This is a genomic window from Microcoleus sp. Z1_A1, assembly GCF_036700305.1.
Taxonomy (GTDB): domain Bacteria; phylum Cyanobacteriota; class Cyanobacteriia; order Cyanobacteriales; family Microcoleaceae; genus Microcoleus.
Genome location: NZ_JAUBOR010000013.1, coordinates 139,318 through 158,446, shown reverse-complemented (window position 1 = coordinate 158,446; position 19,129 = coordinate 139,318). Strand labels below are relative to the sequence as shown.

13 protein-coding genes and 1 pseudogene are annotated in these 19,129 nt (G+C 47.1%); 7 read left to right on the top strand and 7 right to left on the bottom strand.

The window, feature by feature from the left end; all coding sequences use genetic code 11:
- Positions 1-110: 110 nt before the first annotated feature.
- Both QT973_RS11495 and QT973_RS11490 read left to right on the top strand, forming a co-directional pair.
- Positions 111-1,013: pseudogene (locus QT973_RS11495) on the top strand (RNA-guided endonuclease InsQ/TnpB family protein); the annotation flags it as partial.
- Positions 1,014-1,603: 590 nt separating this feature from the next.
- Complete coding sequence (locus tag QT973_RS11490; protein WP_006635253.1) at positions 1,604-1,801, top strand: NblA/ycf18 family protein; 198 nt, start codon at positions 1,604-1,606, stop codon at positions 1,799-1,801.
- 435 nt (positions 1,802-2,236) lie between these two features.
- Here the strand turns inward: QT973_RS11490 and QT973_RS11485 are convergent, their stop codons facing one another.
- The 3 genes from QT973_RS11485 to QT973_RS11475 all read right to left on the bottom strand — a co-directional run bounded on the left by QT973_RS11485 (position 2,237) and on the right by QT973_RS11475 (position 4,791).
- Positions 2,237-2,668: a hypothetical protein gene (locus QT973_RS11485; protein WP_445243021.1), complete on the bottom strand. Its 432-nt coding sequence runs from the start codon at positions 2,666-2,668 to the stop codon at positions 2,237-2,239.
- Between the two features lie 98 nt (positions 2,669-2,766).
- Positions 2,767-3,969: an anhydro-N-acetylmuramic acid kinase gene (locus QT973_RS11480; RefSeq protein ID WP_333056053.1), complete on the bottom strand. Its 1,203-nt coding sequence runs from the start codon at positions 3,967-3,969 to the stop codon at positions 2,767-2,769.
- A 90-nt stretch (positions 3,970-4,059) separates the two neighbouring features.
- Positions 4,060-4,791: a PP2C family serine/threonine-protein phosphatase gene (locus QT973_RS11475; protein WP_333056054.1), complete on the bottom strand. Its 732-nt coding sequence runs from the start codon at positions 4,789-4,791 to the stop codon at positions 4,060-4,062.
- A gap of 117 nt (positions 4,792-4,908) precedes the next feature.
- On the opposite strand from QT973_RS11475, the gene QT973_RS11470 reads away from it, so the two are divergent.
- Positions 4,909-6,090 carry an RNA-guided endonuclease TnpB family protein gene (locus QT973_RS11470; protein ID WP_333056055.1) on the top strand — a complete coding sequence of 394 codons (1,182 nt, stop codon included), beginning with the start codon at positions 4,909-4,911 and terminating at the stop codon, positions 6,088-6,090.
- 318 nt (positions 6,091-6,408) lie between these two features.
- On the opposite strand, the gene QT973_RS11465 is transcribed toward QT973_RS11470, so the two are convergent.
- The 3 genes from QT973_RS11465 to QT973_RS11455 form a co-directional block, all read right to left on the bottom strand.
- A complete protein-coding gene (locus tag QT973_RS11465) occupies positions 6,409-8,175 on the bottom strand; it encodes an AarF/ABC1/UbiB kinase family protein (RefSeq protein WP_333056056.1) in 1,767 nt (588 codons plus the stop codon).
- Between the two features lie 111 nt (positions 8,176-8,286).
- A complete protein-coding gene (locus tag QT973_RS11460; RefSeq protein WP_333056057.1) occupies positions 8,287-8,619 on the bottom strand; it encodes a DUF6825 family protein in 333 nt (110 codons plus the stop codon).
- A gap of 888 nt (positions 8,620-9,507) precedes the next feature.
- Entirely contained in the window at positions 9,508-11,076 is a 1,569-nt protein-coding gene (locus QT973_RS11455; protein ID WP_333056058.1) for a serine/threonine-protein kinase, read from the bottom strand.
- Positions 11,077-11,830: 754 nt separating this feature from the next.
- On the opposite strand from QT973_RS11455, the gene QT973_RS11450 reads away from it, so the two are divergent.
- The 3 genes from QT973_RS11450 to QT973_RS11440 all read left to right on the top strand — a co-directional run bounded on the left by QT973_RS11450 (position 11,831) and on the right by QT973_RS11440 (position 15,848).
- The gene (locus QT973_RS11450; protein ID WP_333056059.1) at positions 11,831-12,445 is read left to right on the top strand and encodes a hypothetical protein; all 615 of its coding nucleotides are present in this window, start codon (positions 11,831-11,833) and stop codon (positions 12,443-12,445) included.
- Positions 12,446-12,942: 497 nt separating this feature from the next.
- Positions 12,943-14,601 carry an ABC transporter substrate-binding protein gene (locus tag QT973_RS11445; RefSeq protein WP_333391347.1) on the top strand — a complete coding sequence of 553 codons (1,659 nt, stop codon included), beginning with the start codon at positions 12,943-12,945 and terminating at the stop codon, positions 14,599-14,601.
- A 236-nt stretch (positions 14,602-14,837) separates the two neighbouring features.
- Positions 14,838-15,848, top strand: a complete 1,011-nt coding sequence (locus QT973_RS11440; protein ID WP_333056061.1) for an ABC transporter permease — start codon at positions 14,838-14,840, stop codon at positions 15,846-15,848.
- 11 nt (positions 15,849-15,859) lie between these two features.
- Here the strand turns inward: QT973_RS11440 and QT973_RS11435 are convergent, their stop codons facing one another.
- Positions 15,860-16,270 (bottom strand): hypothetical protein, encoded by a 411-nt coding sequence (locus tag QT973_RS11435; protein WP_333056062.1) that lies wholly within the window; start codon positions 16,268-16,270, stop codon positions 15,860-15,862.
- 520 nt (positions 16,271-16,790) lie between these two features.
- Here QT973_RS11435 and QT973_RS11430 point away from each other — a divergent pair.
- Positions 16,791-18,677 (top strand): efflux RND transporter periplasmic adaptor subunit, encoded by a 1,887-nt coding sequence (locus QT973_RS11430; protein WP_333056063.1) that lies wholly within the window; start codon positions 16,791-16,793, stop codon positions 18,675-18,677.
- Positions 18,678-19,129: the final 452 nt, after the last annotated feature.

Genomic DNA, 19,129 nt, shown 5'->3' with positions numbered 1-19,129 from the left:
TTTGCCCAAAAATAGCTCAAAACCTCTGCCCTAGTATTTTTGGGTATTTATACTCATTGCAAAAGTGACACGCTCCCAATAAATACCTCCTCAAGAAATTCTTTAACAACCATGTAAAACCTGAGTTTACGTGGATTAAAGAGGCAGGTATTTGCCAAAAAATTACCCAGTATGCGTTTGATAACCTTGGGGATTCTTTCTCTAGATTCTTCTCAAAAAAAGGTGGCTATCCCAAATTCAAGAAGAAGGGGCATCACGATTCTTTCACTATTGATGCGAGTGGTAAGCCTATCCCTGTGGGCGGTACATCTATAAAGTTGCCGACAATCGGCTGGGTAAAAACTCACGAGGGATTGCCTCATACAACTTGCAAGTCAATTACCATTTCGCGCACTGCCGATAGTTGGTTTATCGCATTTGCCTACGAACAACATCATGAACCTACAATCAAAAGTCATGATGTTGTAGGAGTTGATTTGGGAGTCAAAGAGTTAGCTACACTTTCAACTGGCGTAGTATTTCCGAACCCAAAGCACTACAAAGCACATCTCGCAAAACTCAAGAGGTTGTCAAGGGTTCTTGCCAGAAAAGTCAAGGGTTCCGAGAATAGATACAAAGCCAAAATTCAATTAGCAAAGCATCACGCTAAGGTAGCAAATCTTAGAAAAAATACTCGGCATCAAATCACTACTTACTTATGCAAAAACCACGCAAAAATAGTAGTAGAAAATTTGAACGTTTCCGGGATGTTGGCAAATTATAAACTAGCTCAAGTAATAGCTGATTGTGGATTCCATGAATTCAAACGCCAGTTAGAGTACAAGGCTAAAAAGTTTGGCTGTGAAATAATCGTTGCCGACCGATGGTTCCCGTCGAGCAAGACCTGTTCAAACTGTGGACACATCCAAGATATGCCACTCAAAGAAAGGACTTATAACTGTGGAAGTTGTGGTCATTCGATGGACAGAGATTTAAACGCAGCAATTATGTTATCGCGGTTGGCTAAACCGTGAAAGCTTACTGAGGGATAACCGCTCCCATGCTCCCGATGAAGTAAGAAGCAAATGTCTAGACTTGTCTAGTATTTGTGTAGCAGAAATAGAAATTTTCCCAATCTCCTCATCTCCCGCTCTCCCGCTCTTCCGCTCCTCATCTCCTCATCTTTCAATCTCCCCCTTTCCGCATCTCCCCATCTCCCGCTATCCTCATCTCCCGCTATCCTCATCTCCCGCTATCCTCATCTCCCGCTATCCTCATCTCCCGCTATCCCCCTCGCGGAGAGAAGATCCGCCGGATTTGGTATAAAGGGCTTCAATTATTTTGGTTCGTACTGAGCCTTTTTTCTCTTGACAAGTAGATACACTTGTATATGCCTGCGGAAGGAACTTTTGCAGACATCTCGCCATCTCTATCCCTAAGTAAGTTATTTCCTAGGACAGATGGTAATTTTGTCAAATCATTGTTACCTTTTGTAATATATACTAAAGCCAGATGGGAAATCGGGCATCCCGAAACCAACGGTCGATCGCTGAAACAACTTACAAATCTGGTTAATCCAGGTGTTCAGTTTTAAGTCACCTTTACTTACAGAGGAGTCAAAGTCATGAGCCAACCAGCAGAATTGTCTTTGGAACAGCAATTTAGCCTGTGTTCCTTCAAAACACAGGTAAGTGACATGAGCCGCGAACAAGCTCAGGAGTTTTTGGTCAAGCTTTACGAGCAAATGATGCTACGAGAAACCATGTACCGCCATTTTCTGAAACACCACTGGGGTTTAGAACCTAACCCAGGTGTTGAGTAGCCAAGAGTCGCAGTCGGCGACCTCCGTCTCTTACTCTGTTCCCTCAAGCGGAAAGGAGTTGGGGGTGATGGGGCGTCACTCGAAGGCAGAAGCTAGAACGCATCTGTAAAGACGTGAGGAAAATTTGACAATTCCTTTGTGGATTTCACTGAATGTGGAAGTCGATGTCAGCAGTTTGTCGATCGACACCACTGGAGAGTGCAAAGATAATTTATCGCGTCTCAACTCGAAAATTGGACAACTATTAATAAAAAGTGTTAATTTTTTAACCACTTAAAATTTTTAACAAATTCAATATATTTTTGTTTATTTGCAGCGGATGAGGTTTGACAACAATGGCGCTAGTCGGACATCTGAGCGCGACCTCCGACTAGCAAAACCTTTAGTTTTCACATCACAATCCCTAGAACTGGCAACTGTGGCCTCTAGAAAGAGTTATTCCGGCTGACGTTCCAGAGTCGCCTCCATTGTACTTGTCAAGTAATGACCAGACATGATGCCGCTAGATTGGTAGTAGCGGTTCTCATCAACCCGGTGAAGGGTATCAAAACCCGTCCGCCGCTGGCGTTCGTCTCCCAATACCCAATAACGCTGGACGATCGACTGGGGAGCAATCCAACCTTCGCCCTCGACGCGGGCGAGTTCGCTGTGTTGGAGTACAAAAGTATACTGCCGTTCATCACTGTTGAGGTGTCCTCGGTACTGCAAAATAATCTCTTCGCGATCGCCTCCAGGAAATACGAGCTTTGTCACCATACTGAACCAATCTGTTCGGTTCCAGCTCACTAAAGTTTTGCCTTTAACCGTAATTGGCACGCCATTGCGCTCAATCCAGCTTCCTTCGAGCGTCCATTGGCCAGATTCCATTAAAAACGTGTGAGCCACAGTGCTGTTCCTATGCTTTTCCTGCTGGCTACAATGCTGGTGCAACAACGCACAGCCGTTGTCCCTCAGACTCTATGCTATCACGCCCAACTGTGCCAACAAGAGTTAATTTCTCCTAAAAGTACCGATGTCCGGGCACCAGTAACTTGAGGCAGATTGCCGGGAATGCCCCGAACCCGCCATGCGGCTAAAACCGCGAACGCGATCGCCTCTTTAAAATCTACATTCAAGCCTGCCTCTGAAGTAGTCAACACTTGCACTGGATGCAATTGAGATTGCAATCGGCGTTTTAAGTAGAGGTTGTGGCTGCCGCCCCCGCATAGTAAAACTCGATCGGGCATAGCCGGTAAAAAAGTTTGGTAACTGTGAACGATCGAGGCAACAGTCAGTTCTGTCAGAGTAGCCAGCACGTCAGCAGGACTGAGGTTGTAACCTTCGGCCTCGACCAAACACCTGTCAAAATAGTCTACACCAAATAGCTCTCGCCCCGTTGATTTCGGAGGTGGTTGGCGGAAGAACTCTGATGCGAGCCAATCCTCGACTAAAGCTTGACAGGGAGTGCCCGATGCCGCCCAAGCTCCACCTTCGTCGATCGTCTTAGTGCCGCCTGAGAAGTGCTGTACTGCCAAATCTAACAGGGAATTCGCCGGGCCTGTATCCCAGCCCGATATGCCATCCCCAAGACTGAAAATCTCAGACTCGTCATTCTTTCCCCCTTTTCCCCTGGCCGGAAGATAGGTAACATTGCCAATTCCCCCTAGATTTTGGATGCAGAGGCTGATGTTGGGTTCCGCCAGCAGGCAGGCATCAACTATTGACACTAAGGGTGCTCCTTGACCCCCGGCCGCAATGTCTGCCGATCGAAAGTTACTCACCGTAGTAATTCCTGTCAATTCCGCAATTAGCGCGCCCCGCCCGATTTGCAAGCTGTAGCCCATTAACGCACCGGCGCTGTCTTTCTGGGCTTTCCCAGCAGGTCGGTGGTAGACGGTTTGACCGTGAGAGCCGATTAATTCGGCTTTATCATATTCTGCTTGAATTGTCAAGGCTGCCCTGGCAAATTCTTGGGCGATGGCATCATCTAATTGGGCTAGTTCAGCCATTGACAAAGCTGAGCCACTGCAAACCGAGAGAATTTGCGATCGCAAATTAGCAGGATAAGGGAAAGTGTTGCCGGCCACCAATTGCACTTTCAAGTCTGTTTGGGAACCGACCACATCCACCAAAGCAGCATCTATGCCATCCACCGACGTGCCGCTGATCAAACCGATAACGCGGGTCATTCTATTTTAGATTTTAGATTTTAGATTTTAGATTGTTCAATTTTTCGATTTTTCGATTTTAGATGGTCGGGTGCGATCGGGCGATGAATATTATTTGAGGTCGATCGTCACGATCACCACAGTAATATTATCGCGTCCACCTTTATCCTTCGCTGCTTGAATTAAAGCATTTGCAGCGCCCTCGCAGGCGCGAATCGACTTCAGAGGCGAAGCTATCAAAGGATCGGAAAGTTCTTCAGTCAAGCCATCGCTGCAGAGCAGCAAGCGATCCCCAGGCTGCACGTCCACCGGCAAAATATCTATCTCCCGCAAATCATCGCGGCCCAAACACTGGGACAAAACGTGACGCCAAGGATGAGAGCGAGCCTGGTCAGGAGTTAGGGCCTTTCTTTTCACAGCCTGAGCCACCCAAGTCTGGTCTTCAGTAATCTGTTCCAAGCGAGATCCGTGCAGTCGGTACAAGCGAGAGTCCCCGATATTAGCGCACCAGGGTCGGCCCTCATCCCTAAACATGAGAACCACAGCCGTAGTTCCCATATCAGCACGCTCCGGGTGGTCGAGCTGATCCGTCAAAATTGCTTGATTGGCAATTAAAAAAGCCTTTTCCAACAACAGGGGAGAATCCTCTGGCCCTTCCCAATGTTCGAGCAAATAAGATTGAATCGCCTGAGTCGCAATCCGGCTGGCTTCTTGACCTCCGGCGTGTCCTCCCATTCCGTCGGCCACTATGAAAAATCGCCCGTCAGAGTCTATGTAGTACGAATCCTGATTTACGGAACGAACTAGCCCTGTGTCTGTCTTACCTGCGAAAGAGCGTTTCATCAGAAAAAATGGGTCTGAAACCCCGTCCTTGTAGGACGGCTTTACATAGATTTTTGTTAAGACGTACCATCTTACATAAGAGGTGCTACTATGTAAAACAGCACATTTAAAGTAAGCATGACACTAAAAGCCTTCAGCTATCGATTATACCCAACGCCGGAACAGGAAAATTTGTTGCGACGTACTCTGGGTTGTGCTCGTTTGGTCTACAACCGTGCTTTAGCCACAAGGACTGAAGCTTGGTACACAGAACAGAAACGAGTAGGATATGCTGAGACTTCTTCAATGTTAACCGAATGGAAGAAAACTGAAGAACTAGATTTTCTTAACGAAGTTAGCTGCGTGCCTTTGCAGCAATGCTTGAGACATTTACAGACGGCTTACACCAATTTTTTTGATGGGCGAGCAAAATACCCTAACTACAAAAAGAAACGTAACGGTGGCAGCGCAGAATTTACTAAGTCGGCATTTAAGTTCAGAGATGGACAAATCTACTTAGCAAAAAACACACAAGCATTGCCAATTCGCTGGAGCCGTATATTACCTGATGGTGCCATACCATCAACTATTACGGTAAAGCTTGCACCATCGGGCAGGTGGTCAGTTTCTCTACTGGTAGATGTAGAAATTGAAAAATTACCCGAAACAGGTAATCAAGTCGGTATCGATTTGGGAATTACCAGCTTGCTTACCTTGAACACTGGCGAAAAGATTGTCAATCCCAAAGGATTCAAAGCAAAGTATCGCAAACTTAGAAGAGCGCAGAAAGCTTTAAGTCGTAAGCAAAAGGGATCAAATAATCGTTACAAGGCACGACTTAAAGTAGCGAAAGTGTATCAAGAGATCACTGATGCAAGGAAAGATAATCTTCACAAGTTAACGACGCGGTTGGTGCGTGAAAACCAAACCATCGCCGTAGAAGACTTAGCTGTGAAGAATATGGTTAAAAATCGGAAACTCGCCGCTTCTATAAGTGACGCAAGCTGGGGGGAATTGGTCAGACAACTTGATTACAAGTGTGATTGGTATGGTCGCACTTTAATTAAGATTGATCGCTGGTTTCCGAGTTCTAAGCGATGTGGCAATTGTGGCCACATTGTTGACAAGTTGCCGTTAAATATCCGGGAATGGGATTGCCCTAAGTGCGGTACTCACCATGATCGTGATATTAACGCTGCGAAAAATATTTTGGCGGCAGGGCTTGCCGTATCAGTCTGTGGAGCGACTGTAAGACCCCAACAGAGTAAATCTGTTAAGGCTGGTGCGAAATCCCCGTCAGGGAAAGAAGCAGAAACCTAAGTTGTGAGTCTTAGGAATCCTCGCCCTTATAGGGCGGGGTGGATGTCAAATTGTAGATCGTATGATGGTAATCCCATCTTAAAATTTCGGTAAACCCAGTAAATTAAGCAGCACCTGCAAAAAAAACAGGATTTATACCCAAAATCAGAGGTTTAGCTGGCGAAAAACTTAGGCAGCAACCGGGTTTTTCGCCTCAAAGCGCGTAAGTGTTGTAAATTTTAGCAATCTGTGGTATGGCAGCCAAAACTTAACATTCGAGGTCAAATTTTGGCTGGCGAGAAATCTCAAACCTGAAATTTCAAATCCCAAATTGCCCCATTATGACATCCTGTCTAAACGATCGATCCGCTTGAACAAACGCATAAGAGCCAACCCTGCACCCGCAGCCAGCACGGCAACAGCGACAGCCGGCCAGACCTGATTGCTGACAAACAAAATTGTCGCCGACAAAGTAAAAGCACTCATCAGCAAAGCATAATTCGTGCCCATTTGAGCGCTGCTCATCCGGCGGAGCAAACGCTCTGTTTCGGCAGAACGGACGCGAATCCGCAAATCTCCCTGTTCGAGTTTATCAATAGTCTCCTCAATCCGGCGGGGCAAACCCAAAGCACTCGAACTCACCTGAGCCGCCTGACGGCCGATTTCATTAAAAATGCTGCTACTTGTATCATGGCCATTTCCATTAGTCATAAGCTGCATGGCAAAAGGTTGTGCCACCTCCATAAAGTTGAACTCGGGATCTAAACCTCGGCCCACCCCTTCGATGGTGGAAAAAGCTCGCATTACAAAAGTAAAAGTAGCTGGGAAGCGAAAAGGTTGATTGTAGGCAATATCGTAAAGGTCGTCGGTAATCGCGCTCACAGACTGATTTTCAAAAGGCTTGTCCATGAAGTTATCCAGCATATACTGGATGCTGCGGCGCACCGGACTCATATCACCCGTAGGCACCAAGGCTCCCAAATTGATCAGAGAATCCATAATCCGCTGTCCATCCTTGGAAGCAATGCCGTAGAGCGTCTCCATCAGTCCTTCGCGGACGTTCGACTGGATTTGCCCCATCATGCCAAAATCGTAGAAAATCAGACAACCGTCAGCACTAACTGCGATGTTGCCGGGGTGTGGGTCAGCGTGGAAAAAGCCGTCGTTGAGCAACTGGCGCAAATAAGCTTTTGCGCCCAACTGAGCGATTAATTTACGATCGATACCGGCCGCTTCCAAAGCTTCGTAGTGGCTGATTTTAATCCCCGGCAGGTATTCCAAAGTCAGCACTCGCGGAGCCGCGTACCGCCAATAAACCCTCGGCACCCGCACCCAGTCACAGTTGCTAAAATTGCGGCGAAAAGTATCAGCATTGCGGCCTTCATGGAGATAGTCAATTTCCAGCCACAGAATGCGACAGCATTCCTCATAAATCCCCATCCAATCGCGGCCGCGGCCCCACTTAGGATGGTTTTGAAAGTAGCGGGCTATTCCCTTAAGAATTTGCAAATCGATCTCGAACAGTTTCCGCAGTCCCGGCCGCTGCACCTTGACCACCACTTCCGGGCCCGAATGCAGTTGAGCTTTGTGTACCTGACCCAGACTGGCAGCAGCCAGGGGCACCGGGTCAAAGCTGCGGTAGAGTTCTTGAACAGTCTTGCCCAAGTCTTGCTCGACAATTACCTCTAACTGCTCGTAGCTGAAAGCAGGCACTTTATCTTGCAGCTTAGAAAGTTCCTCGACAAACTCTGCGGGGAACAAGTCGGCGCGGGTGGAAAATAATTGGCCGACTTTAATGAAAGTTGGCCCCAAATCCAAGAGTGTTTCTCGAACCCAGATAGCTTGAAAGCGCCGTCTGGCAACTTTCTTTTCTTCAGTCACGCCTCCCCAGTAGCTCCAATTTTTGCTGTCGAGCCACAGCGAAGCCAGCCAGAGCAAGACAAAGGCCCAAATGTCGAAGAAGCGCCGCTTCCGGGAGTATTTTTCGCGATTCCAGCGATAAGCTTTACTTTTGTAGGATTTACTAGGAGTTTTTTGCTCATCGGCTTCGCCAGTGTGCTTGGGGGAGCGCTGGCGATTAACAGAGTCATCAAGGAGAGCAGACACTTGGGTTCCCAAATTGCTTATTTTATGTTGTTGCTTTGATTGAAAGTAGGAGCGCAGGAGCGCAAAGCAGTGCGCTCACGTTGTAAATAATAGTTGTGGTCGAGTCGATCCCTAGGGCAAACTGCTGCGGTAACGCTGCAATTCCGATCGCACCAGAGCCACTTCGGCGCGCAGCTCGTCAATAGTCGCTTGCAAATCAGCGGGATGGATGTCTTGAATGGTGGTGGTGCGATCGGTGCCAGTTCTGGTCTGCATCGCCTCATCCGAAGCTCTATTGGCCCGTTCCACAACTCGATCGGTGAACTGCCGCAGGCGTTCTCTTTGTTCTGCGTCAAATTTGCCGAGTTCAGAGAAAGCGTTGGTGGCCGCGCTTTCTAATTGCTCGTACAGTGCTTCGGCAAGTGCTCTGCCTACAAAAAAAGCATGAACTGGGGGTTTACTCATAAAAAATATTCGGTAAGTGGGAAACTCAGAGTCTTTAGACCTGAGAGGAAAACGACTCGGCGGTTTCAACCGCCTTGAATCCCCTTTCGGGGTTAGAGGGGTATGGTTGCCCCTCCAATGGAGATACAGTTGTCTCCTTCCTCCCTTGCGGGGTAATGTTCGTGCAGACCTGGTTATAAAGGCTTGTTAGACCTGCAACACTGTCGAGCGTGACTTTAAAACTGTTTAATTGCAGATGACAGAGCGGAAAACTGGCGTCGCACTCAAGGAGTGTCGTGACCTGAATAACGTCTCCTCCTGAGAGGGGTCTGGTCAGAACAGCTTGTAAGAAATTACAAGCTCAGTGGCTTTAGCCCTGAGTTCCTGACAAAAAATCTCTGTGCGCTTCCGCAACAAATTATAACTTGCTTGTCCCCGATGATGCTTGCTCCCAAAGGAAGGAATTTTGGGGGAATTGACACTCCCACCCCGAGTGTCGGAGATGGGATTCTTGAGATTTAGAACAGTCTAACGCGCCACGGCGTAGCCCTAAAGCGTCGCTTACACTGGCTCAAATTCGAGGTTGGGGTTGCTTTGTACCAAAATGTTTGCAGCTTGGCAGTATTAATACGCGACATCACACCACCTCAGCGCCGCGCACATATTATAACATAATTTAAATCCAAATAGAAAACAGTCCTGCAATTTTTTGCGGGCATTTAGATTGCCGAGGGAATAGGAAATATTCGATAAACTCAGACGGCGACTGTTGGGATTTTCAGATTCGACGGAAGTTTTTGGAAGATAGTCGTTGGCTAGGTAGGGCCTTATTATCTCAACTACTGAGCGGATATTTGCTGACTCATAAAACCAAGTATTTGTCCGCACTTTTAACCAACAAAAACCATACTAATTTGTCGCAGGTTCGGGAAAAGGCATTGTGGGATCTGCCACAGGGGGTGGTGAATCAGGTGCGATCGAACTATCTGAATAGTTGTCACTGCCGCTTGGTATTGCAGGCTCAGGCGATCGCTCGATCGGCGAGGCTATTACTGGTGACGGGGATTCCGACGACGGCCAGGTTTCAGCGCTAGCACTCTCAGGGGCAGGTGGGGCGGGTGGGGCGGGCGGTTCTGGAGGCAGGGGCGCAACTTCCGGTACCGGTGCGGCTTCTGGTTCGGGCTCTGGCTCGATTTCGGTTTGAGGCTCTGGAATGAGGGACTCAGAAGGCTCCTCTGCGGGTTCTGGCGCCGGGGATGGCTCAGATTCCGCTTCGGGATCTGGGGCGGGAGTTTCCTCGTTTGGAGACTCAGAAAGTTCGGCGCTAGTTTCTGAGGACTCGATTTGTTCGGGAATGTTGCTGCTGTCTAAGGGGGGTTTGGGGAGCTTGTTGAGTTCGATGGGGTAGAGAGGGGTGCTTTCGACAGACGGCTGTCCGAACATCGGCTCTGATAAATCGCGGGATTTGAGCAAATCTTCGAGAGATGGGAAGGATTCAATTTTGGGACTATTACTGAGACTGGTGCTGTTGTAGTGCGATGCTAGGTCAAAACCCATCCAGCCTGCAATTGCAGCCGTTACCACAAATGCCACAAAAGTCAACTGCGGCGGGGGAGGTGCGGGCAATCTTAGACTTTGCTTGCCTTTTCTTTTTACTGATACTCGCTCTGTTTCTTGCAGCATGGTGAGCCAATTTTCCACTGTCTGAGGGCGGTTGTGGGGGTCGATTTCGAGTCCCTGAAGGATGGCTCGCTCGATTCCTGGGCTGAGGTTGGGCTGAAATTGCCGTAAGTCAGTCAAGGGAATGCGATCGCGCAGGGGTGCTGCTACGGGCGCCACGCCGGAGAGTAAGTAGTAGAGGGTGGCGGAGATCGCGTAGATGTCAGTGGCCGATGTACATTTACCGTCATGGAGGTATTGTTCGATCGGCGCGTACCCAGGGGAGAGCAAGTTGGTGTGGGTTTGCTTGGTGCCGGCGGTAAAGCCGCGAGCAATTCCGAAATCTATTAACATTACTACGTGAGAATCGGCTCGCCGGATAATATTTTCTGGCTTGATATCTCCGTGCAGCAATCCGCTGTGGTGAACTGTACTTAAGGCTGAGGCTATTTGCCGAATATAGTGCAGGGCCTGGGCTTCTGGGAGCGGCCCATCGGTTTCGACTATTTGGGCGAGAGTTTGGCCCGGAATGTAGTCCATTGCAATAAAAGACTGTCCGGCTTCTTCAAAAAAGTCGATTACCCTGACTATGTTGGGATGCTGACACCGCGATCGCTGTTGGGCTTCGGCAATAAACTGCTGCTGAAATTGGGCAGATTCTGGGTGTTGGCGCAGACTTTCGTTGAGGGTTTTGAGTACGACGGTTTGGTTTAAATGGGTGTGGATAGCTCGGTAAGTGATGCCGAACCCTCCTATCCCTAAAGTCGCGTTAATTGTGTATTTGCCCTGTTGCAGGACTGTTGCTGGCGCTAAGTTCATCTTCAGTTGATGCCGTTTCCCAAACTATGCTACCGCCTTTGGGTTATTTCGCAGAGTTAGGGGTGAGGTTCGATCGGCGCCCTAGTTTGAGCTTTAGCTCTGCTATATCTTTAATCTTGGCATCCCCACGTCATTTTATCTGTAGTAGCGTGAAACTTAACGCTCCGGCTTTCCAATAATAAAAATCCCGCTCTTGTGGAACGGGAAAGCCATCAGGGTGCATCTATAATATCTGACTCTAACTTGTGGGGGGTACAACCCCTCATTGCTTTAGCAAGTCTTTAAAATTAGCCGATTTTTGTAAAAATTTAGGTTTTATGTTGACTTATGAGCAATCTTATGATCGCTAAGATTGCCGGATGGCGATCTTGAGCTTGGGGAATTGACACTCTCACGTCTGATGTTGCTCCCAGAGTCAAACATTACAGACCAGATTACCTTTTTGGCTCTGATGAAGTTCAGGCGAGCGGCATAAAATAACAAAGAGGCATCGTATGGGGCTTAATCTTGAGACTGCACATGGCTCAAACCTTGTAAATAAAAAGGCTGTAAGCATTCTCCCGACATTTGTAGCCCATAGCCATAAATGCTTCAATCGCTGTTCGCGTTACACAGCAAGGCCTGGAGGCAAGCTCAAGTTCTCCGAAGGGGGGAACTTGAGCTTAAGTTGTCACAAATGGGGTCTTCCTAGTAACGAGAAGCGATAGATTAGCAATTAGCAGCAATTAGTAATTACTTATTCTTTGGTTTGAATATGTCTGTTAAACAATCACATTACGAGACTTTACTAGCAGAGTACAGCGAATCTTCTGCCGCGATCGCCCTGCTGAAAAAATATCGGGTTTACATGGAAATGATTCCGAGTATCCGCCGCGCCCATGAGAGTTTAATCACAATTCCTTTGCCAATTGCGCGCTTGCGGGACGGGGTTTCTTATGCCGGAAGCAGCGGCACTAGCATATCGCCCGGACAGGCAGTTTGTTTGCCCTGCGATTTGGCGATTTTGATGTGCGATCCTGAATGGAAAGTTAAAATTGGAGTGGAAATTTTGATTTTCATTCATCGTCCGGGCGAAGAGTTTTCTGAGTTGCTCGGCCGCTGGCGGCAGTCTCAGGTTTGGCTGGATAAAGGTTACGAATGGGTGATGCCACACCGCTACAGACATATTTACAGCGATGAAGCTGAGGCTGTTCATCCGCTATTTGTTTTGTTTGAGGAAACGCCGGAACTGGTTCAACGGGGTTTGATGGCGGCGGGTTTGCCGTTTGTGGTGGAAAGTTTCGAGTCGGGGAGTGAGGAAGTAGAGGAGGAAGAGTTTCTGGGTAGCGGGGAACTGGGAAGTATTGGTGAAGAGAGTTTTGATTTGTAGGGTGGGTGCGATCGCCTATAGCCATCCTATTGCTTGAAGTAAAGTAGATTTTTTTTTTAACCGCAGAGGGCGCAGAGGGCGCAGAGAAAGAGAAAAGAGAAAAGAGAGAAATATTGATGTTTTTGAATTCCGAATCGGGTTGTTATATGCAGATATTCAAAAATCTTTTGGGTGAGGAAAGGAATGTTTATGCTCCCCCTAGATTCAGGGAGTAACTCTAAAATCTACAATCTAAAATCGAATGACCCATCTAGCTGGGCCGGAAATGTTAGCTCTCATGCTGGCTGCGTCGCCTAATGTAAAGGTGTGTCTTGATATTTTCACCTCCAGCATGATATCATCAGGCTGCTCTATTTGGTTTGTTAATTTAGATGGGTTGTTAATAGAGAATTTACTAAATGAACCGCAGAGAACGCAGAGACCACAGAGGGGAGAGAAAGAGCAAATTATAATTTATTGATATGAGTATAATTTTCTATTAAACTGGAGCTATTGAAATGATATTGTTAAAACCCTGGCGTTTATTTTTATTAGGTCTAGTTTTTGGGATGGCTGTAATTTTATCAAATTGCGGCACTCCTTCAAACACTGTTAGCAATAATTCTCCAAGTCCGACAACTCCTGCTCCGGTTCCGGCTGGGGCTTTAGTTTACGGTGCGGGCGGGCCGCCGATTAATCTGGAACCGGGAAATATTACTGATGGCAATTCGGTGATTGTTATCGACCAAATTTACAATCGCTTGACTGATTTTAAACCGGGAACTGTGGAAATTGAGCCGAGTCTCGCTACTGAATGGTCAAGTTCTAAAGATGGTAAAACTTGGACTTTTAAGTTGCGTTCCGGGGTAAAGTTTCACGACGGTACGGATTTTGACGCGGAAGCTGTTAAGTTTAATGTGGATCGCTGGTGGGATGCGAAAAATCCTAACGGTTTTCGAGAAGCGGGCAAGAATTATCCGATTTGGAAAAATCTTTTTGCCGGCTTTAAGGGAGAAAAAGATTCTTTAGTAAAAGATGTGACGGTTGTTGATAAGTTTACAATTAAATTTGTTTTAAATCGACCTTTTGCTGCTTTTCCGTCGGCGATTGGGTCGGGTTATTTCGGGATGGCGAGTCCGGCGGCGGTGAAAAAAGCGGGTGCTAAATACGGCACTCCGGGGTCGCTGGCGGTGGGGACGGGGCCTTTTGTGTTTCGGGAATGGCGATCGGGCGATCGCATTGTTTTGGAGAAAAATCCGAATTATTGGAAAACGGGTACGCCAAAAGTCAATCAATTGGTAATTCGTTTTGTTGATGATCCGGCGGCGAGACTGGCTCAGCTACGAGCTGGACAACTTGATTTTACTGTGGATTTAACGCCGGATCAATTGCAAGAAGTTCAGGGAGATTCTAATTTAGAAGCTGTTGTGCGACCTTCTTTTAATGTCGGTTATTTAGCATTAAATCCGAGTTACGAACCTTTGTCAAAACCGGAAGTCAGGCGGGCGATCGCCCAAACAATTAACAAGCCAGCAATAGTCAAAGCTTTCTGGGGAGAACTCGGAAAACATGATTCGCAATTTATCCCGCCTGCGCTGAATTGGGCGGCGTCCGATCGAGTTAAAGATGATGAATTTAACCCACAGCAAGCTAAAGCAATGCTGGCGAAAGCCGGTTATCCGAACGGTTTTGATTTGGATTTGTGGTATATGCCCGTTAGCCGTCCATATTTTCCCACGCCGAAGCCGATTGCTGAGGCTTTGGCGGCGGATTTGAGCGCGATCGGGATTCGGGTAAAATTGCTGACAAAGGATTGGTCTGCTTATTTAGCCGATCGGCTCAAACCTCCCGGCTTTCAAGCTTTTATGTTGGGTTGGACAGGAGATTATGGCGATCCAGACAATTTTTATTATCCTCACTTCGGGCCGGGTTCGACGGCGGATTTGGGAAATTGGAAAAATCCGAAAGTTCTGGAACTTTTGGATCGGGGGAGGGCGAGTGGCGATAAAGCAGCTAGGGCGAAAATTTATGCGGAAGTTAGCGAGATTTTGCATGGGGAAGCTGTGCGTTTGCCGATCGTACATTCACAGCCGCTTTTAGGGAAACGCAAGAATATTCAAGGTTGGATTCCGAGTCCTTTGGGGTCTGAGTCTTTTGAGGATGTTAGTAAGTCTTGAATATGGCAGATTTTCCTTGTATCTAATTGTGTAGGGGCGGGTTTTACCAACAATATAGCCCTAATACCGACAATCTCAAAAACCCGCCCTCTTCTCTTGGTGGTTCCCTAAAAAAGGGCGGGTTTATCTATATTTTTAGTCATGCCAAATATTGCTCATAAAAAAAAACCTACCAATCACATAATAATATGTGAAAAAGCCGTAAAATCCGAGCCGATAGAATCTATATAAAAAACATGATTAATTATATTGTAAAACGTTTACTAGGACTATTGCCCGTCCTTTTCGGAATCACTCTGCTAGTATTTATCTTTTTGCATTTGATACCAGGAGACCCAGCTACAGTGCTTTTGGGAGAACGGGGAACTCCCGAACAGGTGGAAATTTTGAGAGCGAGATTAGGTTTAAATCAGCCTTTACCTTTGCAATATTTTGCGTTTTTATGGAGTTTGCTGTGCTTGGATTTGGGAAATAGCATTATTAGCGGTATCCCCATAATTGATGAAATTACAAGTCGCTGGCCTGCTACTTTTGAACTGTCTGTGGTGGCGATGTTGGTGGCACTGGTTATCGGAATTCCGGCGGGGATTTTGGCTGCTGTTCGGAAAAATAGCTGGCTGGACAATCTAGCGATGAGTGGTTCGTTAATTGGCGTATCTTTGCCGGTGTATTGGTTGGGATTGATGTTGATTTATTTGTTTGCTGTTTATCTGAAATGGCTACCTCCTAGCGGGCGCATTAGTGTAGATTTAGGGTTTGGTTTTAAGTCGATTACGGGTGTTTATGTTTTGGATGCGTTGCTGAGATGGGATTTGGTGGCTTTGCGGGATGCGATCGCCCATTTAATCCTGCCAGCTTTGACTTTAGGAACTATTCCTCTGGCTATTATAGCTCGCATCACTCGTTCTGCGATGCTGGAAGTGCTTTCTCAAGATTACATCCGCACTGCGAGGGCGAAGGGATTGCCGGAATATTGGGTGATTTTGAAACACGCTTTGAAAAATGCGTTTTTGCCGATCGTCACAACTATCGGTTTGCAGTTCGGCACTCTTTTAGGCGGCGCTATTCTGACGGAAACGATTTTCTCGTGGCCGGGAATTGGTTCTTGGATTTATAGCGGTATTCTGACGCGGGATTACCCAATAGTCCAAGGTGGAGTAATTTTTGTGTCTGTGACTTTTGTACTGATTAATCTGGCGGTTGATATTTCCTATGCTTTTTTAGATCCGAGAATTCAGTACCGTTAATTAAAAGGATATCAGACACGAAATGCTTGTTTAACATCCGGCCGCAGCAAGTAGTAAATGCTAGCTACTGCAAAACCCAGAGTTAAAAAATTGACTGCTGTACCGCCGCTGCCAAACATTTTGACAATTTGCGCGAGGGTGGCGATGATATGGACAATTAACGTTCCCGTCCAAGCCCAATTTTTGAGTTGAAACAAACCCCAAGTTAAGAGTAAAGAGAGGAGGCCTAAAATAAAACTAATTCCAGCAAAAATTGCAATGAAGCCGCCAATTACAGTGCCAACTTTTGCCCCGCCGAAAGCCGCACCGAGACCACCAAAAATGCCAGCAAAAAGTAAGATGAACAAGCCGTCAAGGAGGCTGAAAATGCCGCTAATTAGCTGCAAAATTGCCAGAACGGTAACGCTTTGAGGACGATTCATTTTTGTTTATTTTCCATTTTTAAGGGGATTTGGAAAACATTTTACCCTGTTGTGGGCACAGGGCTGATATGGATTCAGGGTTTACGCACCGCTACCCGTGAAACCGGGTTTATGAGAATAAGTGTGTCCATAGTGTGCCGTTGCGAGATTCGCACTGGCATATATCCCGCAGCGAGGGGCTCACGAGTCGGCAATGACCGAGTTTAGTCGATCGCCCGCTGCCCGATCGGCCTTTGTTGCTGCTGAGGATCACGCCCCGATCTCCCAAAAATGATATTATTTATTAAAATATATTTTTATTTGCCAGCAGCCGGGAGCGATTTTGTTTAGATCCACCTCTTTTGGCTGAAAAAACTTAACATTTTTTAATAACTTGCAAAGATTAGCTATAATTGTTTACAGGTGCGGGTTGGGGAACTTTTTTGAAATCACCCGATCGGATGAGTCTGAAAGACGATGCCAAGCATCAGCAAAAATTTTACCTTTAAGGTAATCCTGAGATTAAATTAGGTGAGTCGGTATGATCGTTAGCCCTAAAAAGGAAACTGCTCAGGTCAAGGTGGAAGATACTCAGACTGTAGACACCAATCAGACTGTAGACACCAAGGCCGCAGAGACCAAAATTGCAGATAAAAAAACCGCCCAAAAGCAGTCTCCGAAGAAACCCGCGCGCAAACCGCAGCGGTGGGCGATTGGGTTGGTTGCAGCCGGGTTGCTAGCTGTACCGACCACAATATATATAGCAAAAAGCCGATCGCAGCCGAAAGTAGATGCGATCGCCACTATGACAGTGCCGGTGGAAGCGCAAAACCTCACGGTGCGGATCACGTCTAGCGGCACGGTGCAGCCCGTACAGCGCGTGAATCTCAGCCCCAAAGGCTCCGGCCGGATCGCAGAATTATTTGTCGAACAGGGCGATAAAGTCGAAGCAGGACAAATCGTGGCCCGCATGGAAAGCCGCGATGTAGAAGCTCAACTCGCTCAAGCTAAAGCCCGCGAAGCCAGCGCGCGAGCTAGACTGGCCAAAATCGAAGCAGGAAATCGATCGGAAGACATCGCCAGCGCCCGAGCGCGCTTAGAGCAAGCCGAGGCCAGTCTCGCGCAAGCCCAAGCCGGTAGCCGCGTTGAAGAAGTTGCAGGAGCCAGAGCCCGCTTGCAGCAAACTCAAGCTGGCTTACAGCGACTGCGAGCCGGCAGCCGCGTTGAAGAAGTCAGCCAAGGGCGAGCTCGTTTAGCCCAAGCTCAAGCTCGTTTAGCAGACGCTCAAACTGGTAGTGTAAAACAAGAAATTGCCCAAGCACAAACGCAAATTGACTCGAGTAAAGCCCAAGCCGAACTAACAGCTCAACGGGTGGAACGCAACCGACCTTTAGTTGAAGAAGGTGCTCTGGCTAAAGATAAACTGGATGAATTAATTAAAGAAAATCGCACTGCCCAAGCTAAATTAATAGAATCTCAAAAACGCCTGCAACAACTGCAAGAAAGTCGGGAGTCCCAAATTCAGCAACTGCAAGCTGCTGTGCAAGTCGAGCAGCAAGCATTGAACCAATTGCAAAACGGCACGCGCTCCGAAGAAATTGCGAGAGCCGAAGCAGAAGTTGCCGAAGCTAGAAGCAAATTAGCGCAGCTAGAAAACGGCAACCGTCCAGAAGAAATCGCCAAAGCCGAAGCAGCAGTTGCTGAAGCCAAAAGTCAATTGGCCGCACAAGAAAACGGTTCTCGCCCGGAAGAAATAGCTCAAGCTCAAGCTGAATTAGAGGAAGCTCAAGCTCAAGTACGCTTTCAAGAAGTGCAGTTAGAAGATACGAAAGTTCGCGCTCCTTTTGCTGGAATTATTACCCAAAGATACGCCATTCAAGGAGCTTTTGTAACTCCGGCCACTTCGGCATCGGAAGCTACTTCGGCAACTTCGACATCGATTGTCGCTCTAGCTAGAGATGTGGAGGTTTTGGCGAAAGTCCCGGAGGCTGATATCAGTCAAATTAAATCTGGTCAAGAAGTTGAAATAGTGGCTGATGCTTATCCAGATAAAGTGTTTAAAGGTCGCGTTAAATTAATTGCGCCGGAAGCTGTTAAGGAACGGGATGTGACGCTATTTCAAGTGCGAGTTGCCATTGATACGGGCAAAGATTCGCTGCAATCGGGGATGAATGTAGATTTGAGATTTGTTGGTCAAAAGCTGAGCAATGCTTTAGTTGTGCCGACGGTGGCAATTGTGACTAATAAAGGTCAAACGGGTGTGCTGGTTCCTGATGAGAAACAACAGCCGCAGTTTAAGCCTGTTACGGTTGGATCGACTATTGGCAACAAGATTCAGATTTTGGAGGGTGCAAAAGCGGGCGATCGCGTTTTTACCGAACTTCCTCAAGGTAAAAAGCTGGAGGATATTATCAAGAATCAGAAATAGGGCATAGGGCATGGGCCACAGGGCAGGGGGCCTTATTTATCTCGATCGCTCTAGGGTGTTTTCTTTCCCCGGACATCCCCCCTAACCCCCCTTCTTAAGGGGGGGACAAGAGCAGTCATTCGATTTTAGATTTTAGATTTTAGATTTTGGATTGACTTGCGCGAGATAAATTCGGGGGCTTGAGGATTTTAGATTTTAGATTTTGGATTGATTCCACGGATAAATCCGGGGGCTTGTACCATCAAGAAATTCTTGGTCAAAGTCCCTCTTAATAAGGGGGAGTTAGGGGATCTAGACTCGGCTACAAGCGAGTTTATTATGGGTTTAAATATTAAGTTGACACCAATAATCCCAGTCCCAAATCTAAAATCTAAAATCTAAAATCGAATAATCCAATCCCAAATCGAAAATCCCCAATCTAAAATCGAATAATCCCCAATCTAAAATCGAAA

Excerpts from the sequence above, each read along its gene's own strand:
- QT973_RS11490 (WP_006635253.1), top strand. The coding sequence starts at position 1,604 with ATGAGCCAACCAGCAGAATTGTCTTTGGAACAGCAATTTAGCCTGTGT.
- QT973_RS11475 (WP_333056054.1), bottom strand. The coding sequence starts at position 4,791 with ATGAAACGCTCTTTCGCAGGTAAGACAGACACAGGGCTAGTTCGTTCC.
- QT973_RS11450 (WP_333056059.1), top strand. The coding sequence starts at position 11,831 with ATGTCTGTTAAACAATCACATTACGAGACTTTACTAGCAGAGTACAGC.
- QT973_RS11485 (WP_445243021.1), bottom strand. The coding sequence starts at position 2,668 with ATGGAATCTGGCCAATGGACGCTCGAAGGAAGCTGGATTGAGCGCAAT.
- QT973_RS11455 (WP_333056058.1), bottom strand. The coding sequence starts at position 11,076 with ATGAACTTAGCGCCAGCAACAGTCCTGCAACAGGGCAAATACACAATT.
- QT973_RS11470 (WP_333056055.1), top strand. The coding sequence starts at position 4,909 with ATGACACTAAAAGCCTTCAGCTATCGATTATACCCAACGCCGGAACAG.
- QT973_RS11460 (WP_333056057.1), bottom strand. The coding sequence starts at position 8,619 with ATGAGTAAACCCCCAGTTCATGCTTTTTTTGTAGGCAGAGCACTTGCC.
- QT973_RS11430 (WP_333056063.1), top strand. The coding sequence starts at position 16,791 with ATGATCGTTAGCCCTAAAAAGGAAACTGCTCAGGTCAAGGTGGAAGAT.
- QT973_RS11445 (WP_333391347.1), top strand. The coding sequence starts at position 12,943 with ATGATATTGTTAAAACCCTGGCGTTTATTTTTATTAGGTCTAGTTTTT.
- QT973_RS11435 (WP_333056062.1), bottom strand. The coding sequence starts at position 16,270 with ATGAATCGTCCTCAAAGCGTTACCGTTCTGGCAATTTTGCAGCTAATT.
- QT973_RS11480 (WP_333056053.1), bottom strand. The coding sequence starts at position 3,969 with ATGACCCGCGTTATCGGTTTGATCAGCGGCACGTCGGTGGATGGCATA.
- QT973_RS11440 (WP_333056061.1), top strand. The coding sequence starts at position 14,838 with ATGATTAATTATATTGTAAAACGTTTACTAGGACTATTGCCCGTCCTT.